The following is a 16,942-nucleotide window of genomic DNA, read 5'->3' on the forward strand; positions in this document are numbered from 1 at the left end:
CCTGGTCCCGTTACCATGCCTGTGCGAGACGGCCAATGGCCGGCTTCGCCGCCCCGATCGCCGCGTCCTTCCAGCCGGTGCGTCCCACGCGCTGACCCTGCCGGCGCAGCTTGCGCATGTCGCTCAATCCCTCGATGTTGACGGCGGGTCCGGCCCCGATGGTTTCGACCGGTCGCGGCGTCAGCAGCGCATCGAGCCGCGCCTTGCCGGAGAGACCGAGCAGGTAGAACGTCCCCCCGTCCTTCTTCGCGAGCCAGGTCTCGATGTTCTCGTTGCCCTCGCCGTCGACGGAGATGTTGCGGATCATGCTGGCGCCGGTGAAGTCGTTGCAGCAGGTGTGGGTCGACCCGTAATTGGTGACGGTCGCGGAGACGCCGCCGGTGTAGAACACCACATAGGTGTTGCTGACATTGGCGTTCCCAACCTGGCTCATCGTGAACACGCCACCCGGCTGGTAGAGCTGGAGCGACGGCCAGTTGGACGGCGCCGGCGTACGGTTGTTGAGCAGCACCTGCTGGGTTGCCGTCGTCAGCATGAGCTGACCCGGGACATAGCCGTTCAGGATCGCCACGGCGTGGGCGTCGGTCCAGAAGTTCGCATCCACCACCCTGAACTGGTTGATGATGATGCCGTCCGGATCGATCGAGACGTTGGCCGAGGTCGCGGTGCCGCCGTTGTAGCCGGTCACGTTCATGATCAGCGGGACCTGCGGCGTCGAGCGGATCTGCTCGCCATTGACCTTGATCGTATCCGCCGCAAGGTCGAGCTCCCTCACCACGCTGACGAAGCCGATCGTCAGGTCACCCGGCGAGGACAGCTTGACCGTGTTGCCCCTGATCCGGTCGAGCGAGACCGAGCCCGCCGAAGCGAAGTGCGTGTCGCCGTTGGCGAAGATCGATCCGCCCCGGATCGAACCGGCATCGGAGCGCAGGTCGATATCGCCGGCATCATCCGGGATACCCGCCGTGGTGAGCTGGTTGAAGACGATGTCGTTGACGGCATGCAGGGTCTGTGTGCCGCCGCTGATCGTGGTGCCGAGAGTGATCCCCCCGACAGTCGCGGTGACGTCGAGCGTGCCGCCGGCCGTGAGATTATCCCAACGAACGACAGTGCCGCTCAAGACAGCGCTGCCGGTCGTGGCCGTGAGGTTATGACCGGTGTTGGTGCCCGCCGCGATCAGCCTGGCCGAGCCGTTGGCGGAGACCGAGCCGAGCGTCGTCACACCGCCCGACATCACCGTCTGCGCCAGGATGAAGCCGTTGTCCGCATTGACGTTGATGCTGCCGGCGTCGCCGTTGATACCGGTGGACGTGAGCGCGTTGAAGCTGACGTTGTCGTGGGCGCGGATGGTCTGTGTGCCGCCGCTCTGCGCGGTCTTGAAGCCGATGCTGCCCTGGCCCGCGGTCGCGTCGAGCGTCGTGCCGACGTTGAGAACGTTCCAGTTGATCGCGCCGCCGGCGGTCAGCAGGCCCGCTCCGGTGGTGGCGGCGAGCGTGTTGCCGGTGATGGTCGAGGTTGCGACCAGCGTCGCCCCGCCATGGGCGGAGACCGAGCCGAGCGTCGTCACGCCGCCCGACATCACCGTCTGCGCCAGGATGAAGCCGTTGTCTGCATTGACGTTGATGCTGCCGGCATCGCCGCTGTAGCCGGTGGACGTGAGCGCGTCGAAGCTGACGTTGTCGTGGGCGTGGATGGTCTGTGTGCCGCCGCTCTGCGCGATCTTGAAGCCTATGCTGCCTTGGCCCGCGGTCGCGTTGAGCGTCGTGCCGACGTTGAGGACGTTCCAGTTGATCGGCCCGCCGGCGCTCAACAGGCCCGCTCCGGTGCTGGCGGCGAGCGTGTTGCCGGTGATGGTCGAGGCTGCAACCAGTGTCGCCCCGCCATGGGCCGAAACCGAGCCGAGCGTCGTCACGCCGCCCGACATCACCGCCTGCGCCAGGATGAAGCCGTTGTCGGCCGTGACGTTGATGTTACCGACATCACCGCTGTAGCCGGTCGTAACCAGCGACTTGAACGTCACGTTCTGGCTGGCGTGGACCGTTTGCGAGCCGCTGCTGTCGGCCGTGCCGATGACAATGCTGCCATTGTTCGCGACGGCGCTGAAGCTGCCGCTCGCACCCGTGGCCGTGCCCGCCAGTACTTGGTCGAGCGTCAAGCCGCCTGAACCAACCAGATCCACGCCACCCTTCACTGCGGACAACAGGCTTGCCTCGGTGTCGGTGAGAGCCTTCAGGTAGATGCCACCGGCGCTCGTGCTCGCCGAAAGCCGAGCCGCGCTGAGGATGAGGCGGGCCGCCGCACTGCCGATGCCGTTCGATGCGTCTAGCGAGACTTCTGCCCCTGAGCCGGACGCGACGATCTTCGTTTGACCGTCGCCGTTGTCGATGATCGCTCCGGGCGAAGCGACGCCGCCGGCGGTAACGACGATCGACGGCGCGTTCGAGGCCGCCGCATAGGACAGCGACGAGTTGAGCTGGCCGATCGTCGCGTTGCCCGTGGTGATCACTGAGATCACGCCGGCCGCGTTGATGGCCGAATAGGCGCCCATCGACAGTGAGGCGGAAGCCAGCGTCACCCCGCCCGAGGAGCTGCTGGCCACCACCGGCGCCGCGCTGGTGCCATCGGCGAAAGTCACAGCGCCGTTTGCGAGCAGCTGCATCAGGCCAACGCTGGTGACATCGGCATTGATGCTGATCGCGCCGTGCGGCACGTTCAGCGTCAGTGTCCCGCCCGCAGTCAGCGCGCCGTAGGTGCCGGTCGCACCCACCGCGAGATCGTGCGCCACGACCAGGATGCTGAGGTCGCCGACCGCGGAGCCTGTGAGCGCGCCGGAGAGCTGCACCTGAAGCGGCTGGAACGTCGCGCCGTTGAAGCTGATATCGCCGCCGGCGCGCAGATCGAGATCCGTGCCGACGATATGCACCGCCGTGCGATCGGCGAAGTTGGTTCCAGCCTCGGCATAGATGCTGCCTGTCGCGGCCAACTGGATGGCGCCGGTCGCTGAGACGTTGCCGAGGACCAGGTCGCCGGTGGTCTGCTTCACATAGACGCCCAGTCCGGACGACACCTGATCAAGATGATCGCTGGTCGGGCTCGCGAAGGCGATCTGGATCGCGTTCGCGTTGGCCGCCGGGTCGGCTCCGGCCGCGCCAGCGCTGCCGATGTTGCCGTGCTCGGCGATCAGGGAGAGGTTGGGAATGTCGCCGGAGATCACAGGAACCCCGCTCACGCCCGCGGAGATGCTGCCCACCGCATCGAGCTTGACGTCACCCCTGCCGGTCACCTGGATGCCGCCGGCCTGCGCGGCAGCGATCGGACCGTAACTCGCGGCCGCAATGCCGCCGAGCACGAGGCTGTTCTTGCTGCCGAGATAGACCTCCGACAGCGCCTTGGCGGTGACCGCGGTTGGATTGTCCAGAATGACGAGGCTCTGTTGCGACAGCGTGACGTTGTAGGTCACGACGCCGGTCGTCGGGTCGGTCGAGGAGTTGACGACGAGCTGTCCGGGACCGGCCGAGGCGAGCAGTCCCTTCTGGGCGGACGTCAGCGACGAGGCATTGACACTCGTGAACGTGAACGTCTGAGGCGCCGCGAGCTGGCCGACCGAACCGTTCGGTGTGTACAGCATGACCTGGCTGGCCTTGATGTTGGCCGCGACATCCTCGCTGATCGGCGGTGGCGGTGCACCGACCGCCGAGGAAGAGACGGTGTAGGCGAGCTGGCTCTGAGTCCATTGCGAGCCCGCTGTGATCATCCCGTAGAGCTTTTCGGTCGGAGCGAGCGTATAGGCATAGTTCGAGCTGTAGGTCGCAAGCGCCGTCTGCAGGGCCGTGTTGGTCGGCATAAGCTGATGGCCAGTTGCCACGCCGTCGAACAATCTGGTGAACAGGTTCGACGAGAGCGTGCTGCCGAACAGCGTCGCCAGAGGGTCAGAGGGCGCGGTGCCGAGCAATGTGGTCAGCGAGGCCTTGACCTGAACCGTGTCGATCATGCCGAGCAGGAACTGGTCCTTCAGCAAGCGCGTCGTGGCCTCATTCTGCATGTCCGTCGTCGAGACCGCGGAAGGATCGATGCCGAGCTTGGCGGCTACCTGCGCCCGCAGCACGGTCAGGCCCACCGAGGTCGGGCTATAGGTGTTGCCGTTCGCGAAGGCGACGTTCTTGAGCTGGAAGTAGTCGTTGTAGGCCGCCGTGACCATGGTCTGGTAACTGTTGACGGCTGCGGTCGCGCCGTTGCCGCTGAGGAGTTCCAGGCTGGTCCAGACATCCGCCAGATGCGCGCTCTGCTCGGCCGTGAGGCCGCCGGACGACAGGCCGTTCAATATCCTGGCTTGCGCCCCATCGGAGGCCGCGGCCTCGAGGAACACCGGGCCGCTCTTCGACTCGACCGTGCCGAGCCGCAGATCGCCCTTGGACTGCACGATGTAGGTTCCGGTCGTCGAATAGCTGTTGAGCATGCCGCCATCGACGCTGCCGTCGACCAGCGTCGTGCCGGTCGCCTGGATCACGAGCGGATTGATGTTGGTGAGGACGGTCGCGCCGTTGCTGACGCCGGTCACCGCGCCAATCGCACCGCCGGTGGACCTGATCTCGATGTTCTTGCCGACGACGACAGGGTTGGCGACGCTGTAGGCGGACGCCGAGTTGATGTCGCCGGTCGCCGAGATGAAGACGCTGCCCTGCGGCGCGTCGCCGGCCACGGTCGAGTTCACCTTGACCTGGTTGATCGACAGCGAGCCCACGGCCGCGATCGCAATATCGTGGTCGATCGAATTGGCGGTGAGGCTGCCGCCATAGACCTGCACGGAGACCGGCGCCCCGCCGGCACCGATGCTGCCGATGCCGCCCGCCGCCGACAGCGACACACTGGTGCCCGATATCACCGGGTTGTTGGCGTTCGCGCCGACCGTGATGGCCGAACTGGCGCCCGTGGCCACGACCGAAGTCGCACCCTGAAGGTTGTTGATGGGGCCGTTGATGACGATGCCGGAGTTCGACGTGACCGCGACCGTGCTGGCGCCGCCGCCGTTGAACTGGATGTTGATGGGGTTCGATGCCTTGACGGTGTTGGTCAGCGTCAGCGTCAGGTGATCGAAGATCTCCTGGAACCAATCGTACTGTCCATCCGCGCCGCAGCACTTGTCGGAATGGGTGTTGCCGCCGCCGCCGTGAGCCGAACCGGTCGCGGTGACGACCTCCTGGTAATTCGTGCTCTGCAATTGTCCCGTGGTGGCGCCGTTGGCGACCTGCTGCACGTCCGAGACCAGGCTGGTGGTGCGGACGAAGGAGCTACCGCTGTTGGGATCCCGCGAGGTGTATTGCCAGCCATAGTCGAACTGCGTGCTCGTCGTCGAACGATCCAGCCGCGCGGTGTCGACCCACTGGTAGTACATGTTGGCTTGCGGCGCGTACTGCAGGCCGGCCGTGCCGCTTGTCGCGGCAAGCATCGAGCCGTCGTACTGGCTCGCATTGACGCTGTTGGTTCGATACGTCGACACCTGCTGGCCGCCCGGGGCGGCAGGATTGTAGACGTACCACGTCGTCTGCGCCTTGAGCTGATCGACGATCTCGATCACGCTGGCTGCGCTGACGCCGGTATTGATCGTGTTGGTGACGAGTTGAAGGCCGGTGGTGTTGTTCACCGTGATCGTGCCGGCGCCCCCGTTGACGATGATGTTGCCCTGCGGCGTGCCGTCGGTCGAGGTCGAGATGATCTTGCCGTTCAGGTAGACGTAGCCGCCGGACCCCTGCACCACGCCATTCAGGAGGATCTGGTCGGTGGCGGCATTGTACCTCGCGCCGACCTGGACGTCGCTGCCACTTACCTTCGACAGATATTGCGTCAAATCCACATAGCTGCCGTGCTGCGCGTTGGTCTGGGCCTGGGCAAAGGCCGAGCTGTCGGCCTTCAGAGCGTTGATGGCGTTCAGCGCGCCGGTGCCGATATTGACCGAATAGTTGCTGCTCGAGCCGCTTTGGATGGTGCCGTTGATGTTGAGAACCGATGCCGACAGGATGATCGCCTTGCCGATGATGAAGGGCGCATTCGCCGGCGGGTTGGTCGCCGTGTTCGCCGTCTTCGGCGTGATCACATCGGGCTGGATGTTGATAACCTGGAAGTAGGCGGAGCAATGCGAGCAGTTGAACGGGCTGGAGCCGCTATAGACGCCCTGGCCATCATAGGTGCTTGCCTCCCATGGGGCGGTGCTGATGGTCTGCCTGGTCGGCCCCTCGATCGTCGCGAGCGTTGACGCGTCGGGAGTGCTGCCGGCATGTTCGTTGCCGTTGCCCGGCGCACCCGAACCCATCGGCAGGAAGATCGCCGAATAGAGCGAAAGGCCGTCGTAATAGAGATCCAGCAGCCGCGCCGTAAAGACAGTGCTGTTGCTCGCCGTACCGGCGACGCCCGCGCTGCCGGAGGCGCAGCAATAATAGGAATACGGGTGATTGCCGCCGGAAGCGATATGCACGCCGCTGTCGTAGGCGCCATAGGCACCGAGATAGGTCGCCGCCGCCATCACCGCCGTCAGCGTGTCGTTGTCAGCCGGCTTGTACTCGGTATTGGCCCATTGCGAGGCCACGTCGTGGTTGGAGCTGAAGATGCTGCCGACGCCGCCATTGAAGGTGAAGGAGCCGTTCGGCACCACCATCTGGATTGTCGCAGCATCGAACGTCTGCGATGCGACGACGTTGCCGAGATTGTTGGTGATCTTGAGCAGGCCGTTCTCGTTGGTGACGACGCCGTCGAAGTAGATGTCGGGCGTGCGCGTCAGGGTGTTGCCGTTCTGGTCGACACCGAGACCCGTGTTGGGATCCTTGCGGTTATAGACCGCCGAGATGTCGATGATCGGCGTCGCGCTGTTGTTCGACGTGAAAGTCACGTTCGACGACGACCCCGGGTCGACCTGCGGGTGCGTGACCAGCCCCCCCGTCACGTTGGTGATCGTGAGGTTCGACAGCGCGACGAAATCGAGGCCCTGGTTTTCAATCTTGATCATGGGCGAAGAGCGCGCGATTACCGATGGTGCGGCAAGACCTGCGCCACCTGCCCCGGACAGCCTCTGCGCCAGGATCGAAACGTTACCGGCCGAGACCATTATATCGCCGAACGCGAAGGCGTTGCCGGATGCATTGGCAGCGAACGGCGCCTGCTGAATCAGGGTATTGATCTGGCGCTGGATCTCGCCGGTCGGATCGGTGCCGCCAAACGTGATTGAGGGCTGCGTGGCGGAAAGGGCCGTCTGGACCTGCGTCGACGTCAGGCCACTCAGAGATGCGAGTTGAGCGACGATCGTCTGGTAAGGATTGAAGCCGCCCACGATGGTGTACTGGATCGTCTGGTGGTTCCAGCTCATCACCCGATTGAAATGATCGACGTCGGAGACGTATTCGAGCGCGAGCGGATCGTAGGGGCTCGTCGTAGACAGGGTCGGCGTGCTCGCGCCAAGCGCGATCGTGATCGTCTCGTCATTGTGGATGCCGGCCACCACGAGGCCGTTGAGCGCGACATTGCCGGTCCCGCCGCTGTTGTCGTTGCTGTGGTTGTCGCTGTTCTTGGCGCTGAAGATCTCCAGGTAGGGATTGTAGTTGCTACCGAGGCCGGAGGCCGTGACCTGGCCCGGCGTCGCGGTGAGCGAGATGTCGTTGGCGCCGAGCACCTTCGAGCCGATGGCAAGCGTCAGGCTGGTGTCGTCGTCGGCGTTGGCGGTGCCGCGATAGAGGCCCGAGATGGCAACGACCGTGTTGTTGTAGACCACCGTCGTCGCGTTCGCGGCCACGCTGCTGTAGACGCTGCCGTCGCCGGCCAGGCCTGCGGCGATGTTGATCTTGCCCCAGGCCTCCACTGTCGAGCTGCTGCCGACATTGACGTTCTGCGTTGCATGCACCCATGCGTTCGTGCTGGCACCGACTCCGCCGACCGCACCATAGAGGCTGGCGTTGGCGTAATTGTTTGCCGCCATCCGCGACGCCGAGCCGATATAGATGTTGCCGGCGCTGAACAGCTCTCTGGCCTGAATGTTGACCGTGAGCGTGGCATTTGCCGTCATGTCGGATTCGGCGCCGCCGCCGGCGAACAGGCCCGCGGCGCTCAAATTGACCGTGTCGGTCGTGCTCAGCGTGTTGTAGGCCTCGATGTTGATTGCGCCCGTCGTCGTTCTCGGATCGGCATTAAGGCTCAGGATCGTACCGGCGTCGATGTTGGTCGTGACGGTCTGCGTGACCCTGGACTTGCTGAGCGCCGCCGCGCCGGCAAACACGCCGCCGGAACCAGACCGCGCCCCGCCACCAGCCTGGTTGACCACGTCGTTGGCGATCACAACCATATCGCCGCCGGCCGAGTTGACGATCAGATGCGTGCCGATTTCAGCGGTGGTCGCCGACGTGACATCGTTCTGCGCGCTACCACCGGAGGCGCCCGCCGTAGAGGCCTGATAGGCATCACCGCTGCCGGCATAATTCGTCGTATGTTTGGCCTTGATGTTGAGGCCGCCGAAATAAAGCGTGTTGTCCGTCGCCTCGCCATAGAGCATGGCGTCGGTGACCGCGGTGGTGGCCGTCGTCGCAACCGCTGCTGCGCCGGCATAGGTGCCGCCCGCACCGACGAGCGCGCTGGCGACGTTGGTATCCGTGCCCGTGGCGGTGATCTGGAGAACGCCCGTGTTGGACGCGGCGGTGACCGCGCCGGCCCCGAGATAGGCGTAGGTGTGGGCGCTCGAGGAGACCTGTGCGACGGTCGCGCCAATGGCGAGGAACCCGGTCGAGAGGCCAGTCGACTCGGCGTACTGGCTGCTGTCGTTCTCTGCGGCAATGACCACGTCGGCATTGGGAAGATGGATCCCGATGCCGCCATACGCACTCACCGTCGCGTTCTCGGACGCCCTGGCATAGCTGCCTTGGGCACCGATCAACGAGCCGCCGCCGCCCGCGAGCGACCAGGCGTAAGTCGTCGTGCCGCCCGTCGGCACCAGCGCCATGGCGGTCACACCGAGCGCACCGCCCGAGAAGGTGGTGTTGTCGCCGACATCGGCCATGACGGTGGCCGTCACCATCGATTCCGCGACGGACACGCCGATGGCGCCGCCGCCGACCGCGACACCGATCGCCTTGCTCGAAAGCTTGGGCGTGATCGATGCCGACACCAGCGTGCCGGCGCCCGTCGCCGACGTGGTGATCGATGAGCTGGAACCGATCTCTGCCAGGACCGTCGAATTTTCCTTCGCTGTCGCAACTGCGCCGTCACCGGCGACGATACCGCCGGCGACCGCAGTCGCGGAAGCGGACATTGCGCCGGCCTCGGCGGCGCCAACCGCAAGGGTCGAGCTGTTCACCGTCGCGTTCGACAGCACCTTTGCCGCGACTGAACTGGACCGTCCCGTGGTCGCGATCGACACCCCGATGGCTGCAAGGCCGCCGGTGCCGCCGCCCGCGGTCACGCTCTGAGTCGAGCTGTCCATCGCCATCACGGCGACGCCAGTCGCGCCGGTGCCGCCCGTTCCGGTCACGGAGCCGCCGAGTTGGGCCGTGACGGTATTGGCGACGTTGCCGACCGCCACGGCCGCATCCGCGCCGAAATAGAGCGCTGCACCGCCGGCGATCGCCTCGCTGTCGACGGTCTTGCCCGAATAAGGTCCGGTATCGGCGTCCTTGACCCGCGCCGCAACCGTGACGGACGGCGCGGAGACGATCGCGCTCAGATTGGCGAGGACGCTGCTGTCGACGCTGGTGTAACCGATGCCGGCGCCGATGCCGACGTTCTTGGCAAAGCCCGCGCCGAGCAGGAACATCTTGGTCGCGTTGGCGCTGGTGGCGGCGACGTTGACCTGCGTGCCGGTCACATTGCCGCCCGCGATCTGGGCGGTGACGCCGTCATTGCCGCCGGTCAGGACGGTGCCGACGTCGTAGGTCGAGGTTGCGTTGGCGTTGCTCGGATTGCCCGAGGTGCCGCCCGCGACCGCGTCGCTGCCGTGCGAGGAATTGGTGCCCGCGTTCACTGATGCGAGGGTGCCGTTGTTGCCCTGATTGAGCTGGCCGGTCTGCTCGCCCTGCGTATCCGGATCGGCGGTGTTGGTGCCGATGATGATGACGCCGACGGTCGCACCGATGCCGACGCTGCCGCCGATGCCGGCGGTGACCGCGTAGGACAGGACTTCCTTGGTGCTGAGCGCGCCGACGTTGATCGCGCCGGACGAATTGAGGTCGCTGTTGCGGCTTTCCGCAATGGTCTGGCTCTTGAAGACGATCACGTTCGCCGCCGCGCCCACGCCGACGCCGGACCCGCTGGCGGCAATCGAAAGCGCGCCGGCGATCTCCTTGATCGCCACGTCCTCGGTGGCGTTGATCGTGACCGCACCAGCCGAACCGCCAGTGGGGGACTGCAGCGTGGTGTCGTAGACGCCAGCGATGGTGGTGTTGTTGGCAATCTCGATGTTGGCCATGCCGGCGATTGCCGCCGTGCCGGTCGAGAGTGCCCCGCCAATCGAATAGGCCTGGAAGCGGTTCTTCGTCGTTGCCTCGACGTCGAGCGCGCCGCTCAGATTGACCGCAGTCGTGTGTGCCGCGCCGTTGCCCTGATAGTGGAACTCGTCGCCGACATAGGCTTCGGTCCGGTTCGCCGAGACCTGAACCAGGAACGCCGCCCCGATCGCGGCCTGGCTGCCATAGGCGCCCGAGCCGTTCGCCGACGCGATACCTGTGGCGTCGTAGGCGTTGACCGTGAGCGACGACGCCGTGAGGGAGCCGCCGTCGACATAGGCCTCGGTAGTTGCGACGAAGACGTTCAGCCCGACCGAGCCGGTGCCGAAACCGACCGCGATCGATGATGCGTCCTGCTCGGCATTGGCCTTCACGGTGACGGCGCCCACCGTTGCGCTCGCCGACTGCACGCCACCAACGGTCGCATTGGTGATATCGGCCTCGGTGTCGCGCGACATCGTCGTGCTGAGAATGGTCGCACCGCCGCCCCCGCTCCCGGTTGGCGGCACCACGCCGGCGCCGAACGCGCCCGAATAGGAGAAGCTGCTGGCGGCCACATCGATCTGCGGGTCCAGCGTCGAACTTGCCAGCCGAGTGTCGATCGCCGCGCCGTCGATATAGGCCCTGGTGGATCCGCTCATCACATTGGTGATCGGATTGATCATGATGGAGATGCCCGAGCCCGCGGACAGGGTGGCGACGTTGGTGACGACGGCCTGGTGCGAGCTGGCGACGACGGCGAGGCCGCGCACACTCTCCTGGGTCTCGCTCAGATCGGGCGTGGTGTCCGTGGGCGCGCTGAAGCCGCCGAGATCGATCGCGTGCGCGAGCGTGCCGCTGTTGACGGAAAGCACGTCGCTCGTGCTGGTTCCGCGCGCATCCACTTTGGTTGTCGTCCCGCTGATATAGGCCGCGGTGGTGCCGGTGATCTTGTTCGTGACCATCGAGCCCGCGCCGCCGGCCGCGCCCTTGCTGATGGACACGGCGCCGGCGAAAACGCCCGCTTTGTCATTATTACCGGCAATCACGGCAACGTTGTTATTCGCTGCGACGTCGGCCCCGCCGGTGATGCTGGCGGTGACGTTGGTTCCCATCAGATTGGTGGCGACCGAACCGGCAAGGCCGATCTGCGAGGAAATCGCAATACCGACGGCAACCGTCGAGATATCGGCATTCGAGTTCGCGTTGACGACGACATTGCCGGAGGCGGTCAGCTTGGAGCCGGTGACGCCGGCACTGACATTGTTGGCGATGCTGCTGTAGACGAGGGCCAGGCCCGCGGCGCTGCCTTGCGTCGAGGCGCCAGCGACGGCGGCGGCGCCGGTGATGCTGGAATTGTCGGTCGCGGTGACGGAGATGTTGGAGGCCGTCACGGTCGATTGCGTCGTGTCGGACTGGTTGTTGCCGATTGCCGCCGAAACATTATTGGCGATCGAGCTGATTGTCATGCCGCCGACGCCGGCAAACTGACCGGTCGCCAGGCCGAAGCCAATCGTGACCGACTGGATCTTCGTGGTGTCGACCGCATTCACACTAACGCTGCCGATCGTCGACATCCGGACGTTGGCGATATAGGCCGAATGCGTCGTCGCGATGGTATCGTACACCATGGAGGCGCCGACATTGTTCTTGCCGGCCTGGATAATGCCCGCAACGGAGATGATGCTGGCGCCCGGACCGTTCGCCGTGCCGTCGTTGAGCGCCGCCGCGCTAAAATCTATGCAATTCGCCGTGCCGTTGCCGGCGGCGGCCGTGCACGTGTCCGATGCGAGATGATTGTTGTTCGACTTCTTGACGAGATTGCCGAGCGCCGTATCGAGGTCCGACACAGCGCCGCTATCCGCGAGCACCGTCACGCGCCCGACGTTGATGTTCACCGTCGAGTTGCTGCTGATATAGGCCGTGGTCGTCGAGGTTATTTCATCGACGACGATCGAACCCGACAGACCGTTGGACCCCACCCCGGCCGACGCGGCACCGGCCGCGATGATGCTGGCATTGTCGGCGAGCACCAGAAGCGAGTCGTAATTGCTGGTCGACGTGGACTTGATGTGCGCGTCGGTCGCGTTGCCGCCGGAGGGATCGCCGATCGAAGCATACGTCATGGCGACGCCGAAGCCGCCCTGTCCGCCGGAAATATAGAGCGAACCGCCGCCGACCGCGATGTTGCTGGTCTGGTAAGCATCGACCTCGAGAGCCCGCAGGACGCCTGTGCTTCCGCCGGCGATCGTCGAATTTTCGATATAGGCCTGCGCACTGTCGGTGATCATGCCGACGGACAGCGCGATCGAGGCGGCGTTGGACCGCGTTGACGCGGCAAGGCCGATCGCCACGACCGTTTCCGATCCGCCGTTCAATGCCTGCACGGTCACGGACTGCTGGTTGTTGACCGTGGAGTTGGAGATGAAGGCTTTGGTCACATTGTTCGAGATCGCCGCAGCGATGGTGCCGTCGACGGCCACGCTCGTCGAGCCGGCGCTGCCTCCCAGATTGGCGGCGGCGCCGCCCGAGCCGTTGTTGAGGATGGTGTCGTTGAGCGCCTGGACCAACACGGTGGCCGTTGGGGGTGGCGAGTAGCGGTTGATCGTGACGCCGGTAATCGAGGCGGTCGTGCCAAGGCTCACGTCGCTGATGGAAGAGCTGCCGGCAAGATCGATCGTGAAGCCGCTGCTGGAGGCGCCAGACGACGAGCCAACCTTGGCCAGCGCGGTTGAAATCCCGCCCGCTCCGCCGGTCGCGGCTGCGCCGACGGCACCGGCCTTGGTGCCGAAGTCCGAAACCGAAGGTTCCGAGATCGCCGCCGCAATCGACGCCGCGGTGATCCGGCCCGCGGTCGTCGCGGAAATCGCCAGATGGTCGGCCGTGACCGACCCGCTACCGCCGCCGTTCCCTGAGAACGGATCGTCCGAGCTGAACGGGCCCGACCGGATATCGCTGTGATTGTCACCGACATAGGCAGCGGTGTCGGTGGTCGCGCCGAGATAGGCGACGGCGAGGCCGACGGCGGAGTTGCCGCCGGCTGACACCGCGCCGGCAACCGACAGCATCGACAGATCCTGCTGCGCGAGCACATTCACCGTCGGAGCCGACACCGTGGCGCCGATGCCTATCGAGGCATGCGTCGTGTTGTTCACGAGCGCGATCGACGTAATCCCGTTCAGCGCCAGGGCGCCGGCCGCCTTGCCGGATGTCGGCGCGACGCCGAAGAACTGGTCGGTGGTCGATGCCGTGACGGAGACGTTGTCGGTCGCACCGACCGAAGCCCCGGACGCCACGCCGGCGATGGTGTTGTTCCAGAACTGGACCAGATTGAGCGCGCCGCCCAGCGATGAACCACCCGAGGTGTTACCGGGAAGGAAGCCGAGCGTGCCGACATTGCCCGCAGCGTCGATCGAGGCCGAATAGGCCGTCGCCGCGATGGCGAGTGTCGCGTCGAAGGCCTGCGTCGCCCCGCTGTCCAGCGCAGCCGTCCATGCGCCGCTGCCGCAACTCGCAACCGTGCAGGTCGACGTCAGGTTGGCACCGGTCGCGGCCCAGGCCGTGGTGTTGTTGTGAACCATGAAATTGTTCAACGACCCTGCGATGCCGACGGTGTCGCCGGCGTCCGCGGTCGAGTTGGCGTAGCTGGTCAAGATGCTGCCGCCGACGCCGAGATTGCCGTTGAGATGCCTCAGCACATCCGTCAGCGAGGCCCATTGCAACCAGGTGTTGGTGATCGGCATATAGGTGTTTGCCGAGACGCCGATCTCCGGCGCATTGATCAGGGTCGCGTCGCCGATATAGGCGTTCGAATTGTGCGTGAAATCGCCCCACGCGACCGCTGCGGCAACGGCCGTCGACTGACCATCGACCGGGCTCGAGCTGATCGCCGAGGCCGTCGCAATGCTGCGCACGCCCACGTCGATCACGTTGCTGATGACAACGACGTTGCCCGACGTATAGATCGACGGCGCGCCGCCGCTGGGGTTTTGCGCAATCGCCGCCGTCGCGCTCTCCGTGCTGCGCGCGATCGTCAAGGCCGCCGCCGCCTTCAGGTTCAGATCCGCGGTGAAAAGCGTGCTGAACTGCTGGGAGAACAAGTTGGGATTCATCGTGCCCACGACCAGGGCACCCTGGAGTCCGGCGATCAAAGCCGGCGTACCTGTGATGGTCGAGGACATCGTCGAATTCGACGTCGTGTTCGAGGTCGCCTCGACCGTCACCGAGCCGTTCATCCGGTTCGACGTGCTGGACCCCAGCGACGACCCGAGGGTCGCGGTCGCCGAGGTGTTGACGTTGCTGATCGCGACGGCACCGCCGACGCCGCCGTTCAGGGCCGGATTATCCAGCCCCACGGAGGTCGCGGACGTCGAGAAGCTGTTGTTATTCAGCGCGCGCAGCGCGAATCCACCGGTCGATCCGCTCGCGGTGCCGACGCTCAGGTGGGCGCCGGTCGCGACGTTTGCCGTGGTCGTCACCGACGCCGTCGAATAGGCCACCGTCGCCACGAGAACCGCGCTCGAGGTCAGCGATACGGCCGTGACGTTCATCGTGGCATCGTTGGTGGCCTTGATGCCGAGGCTACCACCTGCGCTGATCGTCGCATTGCTTGCTACGTTGGTGGTGACGTTGCCGGCGATGTTCCCGACCACGACCGCAGCGCCGACCGGCGATACGCCGAGGAGCGACGAGGCGATAACGGGATCCTCGGCCCTCTCCGACCCGTACGCGCTGATCGAGACGTTGCCGCTGCCGGAGATATTGGCATGGCCGTTGATGTTCACGGTCGCGGTTGCGCTCGCCGCGACATAGCCTCCGTTGAGGCCCAGGATCATGCCGGGGACCGATTCGCCGACAAGCGCGAACGTCGAAGCGAGTGAGCTCGTGAAGCTCGCCACCGCCGTGGAGCTCGCGCTAATCGAGATCGCGCCGCCGGTGATCGTGCCGTCAACGGTGACGCCCGTGGTCGCATGGGCGTGGCCAGACATCAGGGTCTGGCTCGCCGTGGCTGCAAGCGTGACACTGCCGCTGGTGTAGGTCGTTCCACCAGTATTGATCGCCTGGGCGAGGATCTGCGCTCCGTTGACGATGCTGATGGTCGGCGCGTTGATTTCGACGTTGATGGCGTTGCCGACGGAATGAGTCTTGGTGGCGTCGAGGTTGCGGGCATCGATCACCGCATGCGCGGCCAGCGTGACCGAATTGTCGGCCTGAACCAGATAGGTGCCACCAGCGCTGAGCGCCGCGATGGCGTTGGCGACGGACGTGTTCCCGAGGGTTACGCCGACGTCGCCCTGGCTGGCGTCGCCGATCACCACATCGGTCGGGTCGATCAGCAGCGTCCCGGCCCGGCCGTTGGGGGCGGCGAGATTGATCGTAACGCCGCTGCCGACGTCGATGACGCCGTTTCCGCTCAGCTCGACCAGGCCCGCATTGCCGGTTTTCGAGCTGGCATTGATCTTCGCGCCGCTCTTCACGGTCACGTCGTTGCCGGCCTTGACAAGGACGCCGCCGGCATCCGCAGTCCTGCTCGCCGTGCTCAACCGCGCATTCTTGCCGAGTTCGGCTTGGTTGCCGGCCACGACGGTGATGTTGCTCGGCGTCGTGGTCTTGCTGCGCGCGGTCAGCCGTCCGTTCACGCTGGCGTTGTTGACGGCGCCGATGTGAATGGAGCCATTGCGCACGGAAATCGCGGCGGCGCTGCGCAGCCCCTTGGAATTGACCGAGGCTGCGAACTTCGCGGCGTGATCGAGATTGGCAATGTCGCGCTGGCTGGCACCACCGACAAGGACGTTCTGCCCGGTCAGGCGCACGCCGTCGATGGCATTGACCCGGCCGTAGATCCGGATGTTGCCGTCCGGCGAGACCGGGAACGACCCCGCCATCAGATTGGCGACGGCCGAACCGTTGATCTGCCCCTGCACGCCGATCAGACTGTCGGTGAACTCGCGCGTCGGCGTCGAGACGTTGAGGCTGCCGACATTGACCGTGCCGCTGCGGCCGACCACGAAGCCCTTGGGATCGGCGAAATAGACGTTACCGCCGATCGCGCCGTTCATGTAGGAGTTCAGCGTGCCGTTGACGTAGACCGGAGCGTCGCGAACGATGTTGACGAGATTTTGCGTACCGGTCGGCAGTTGCAGATTGACGGTGTTGCCCTTCCCGACGCTGAACTGCGAGAACGAGTTGAAGGCACTGGTGCCGGAGACGGTCGACGTCGTGACGTTGGTGACGCTGCCGGACGTCTGAAGGCTGGTCCCGGTGCGGCCGTCCGGCGTGATCACGTTCGCCGGCTGCGCCTGCAGGCGGACGCTGAACACCGGCAGGAAGACCATCTGCATCGCGCAGAGCAGTGACATCGAACGGAAGCGCGCAAGCCCCCGCAGCGTCAGCTCGTCATTGTCTCGCCTTGCAGATGGTCGGCGCATTTCAGATCCTCTTCATCGGCACTGGGGCCGATCCACAACCGGGTGGGAGAATGTCGTGGCCGC

General features: G+C 65.4%; 1 protein-coding gene. It reads right to left on the minus strand.

The genetic code is table 11. The features are described 5' to 3' along the window. Nucleotides 1–10 precede the first annotated feature (10 nt). Nucleotides 11–16,879 carry a leukotoxin LktA family filamentous adhesin gene (locus BRA1253DRAFT_RS08805; protein WP_007593179.1) on the minus strand — a complete coding sequence of 5,623 codons (16,869 nt, stop codon included), beginning with the start codon at nucleotides 16,877–16,879 and terminating at the stop codon, nucleotides 11–13. Nucleotides 16,880–16,942: the final 63 nt, after the last annotated feature.

Source organism: Bradyrhizobium sp. WSM1253 (genome assembly GCF_000244935.1).
Taxonomy (GTDB): Bacteria; Pseudomonadota; Alphaproteobacteria; order Rhizobiales; family Xanthobacteraceae; genus Bradyrhizobium; species Bradyrhizobium canariense.

What these genes read in the sequence shown, in the direction of transcription:
- BRA1253DRAFT_RS08805 (WP_007593179.1), bottom strand. Translation starts at nt 16,879, where the DNA reads ATGCGCCGACCATCTGCAAGGCGAGACAATGACGAGCTGACGCTGCGG.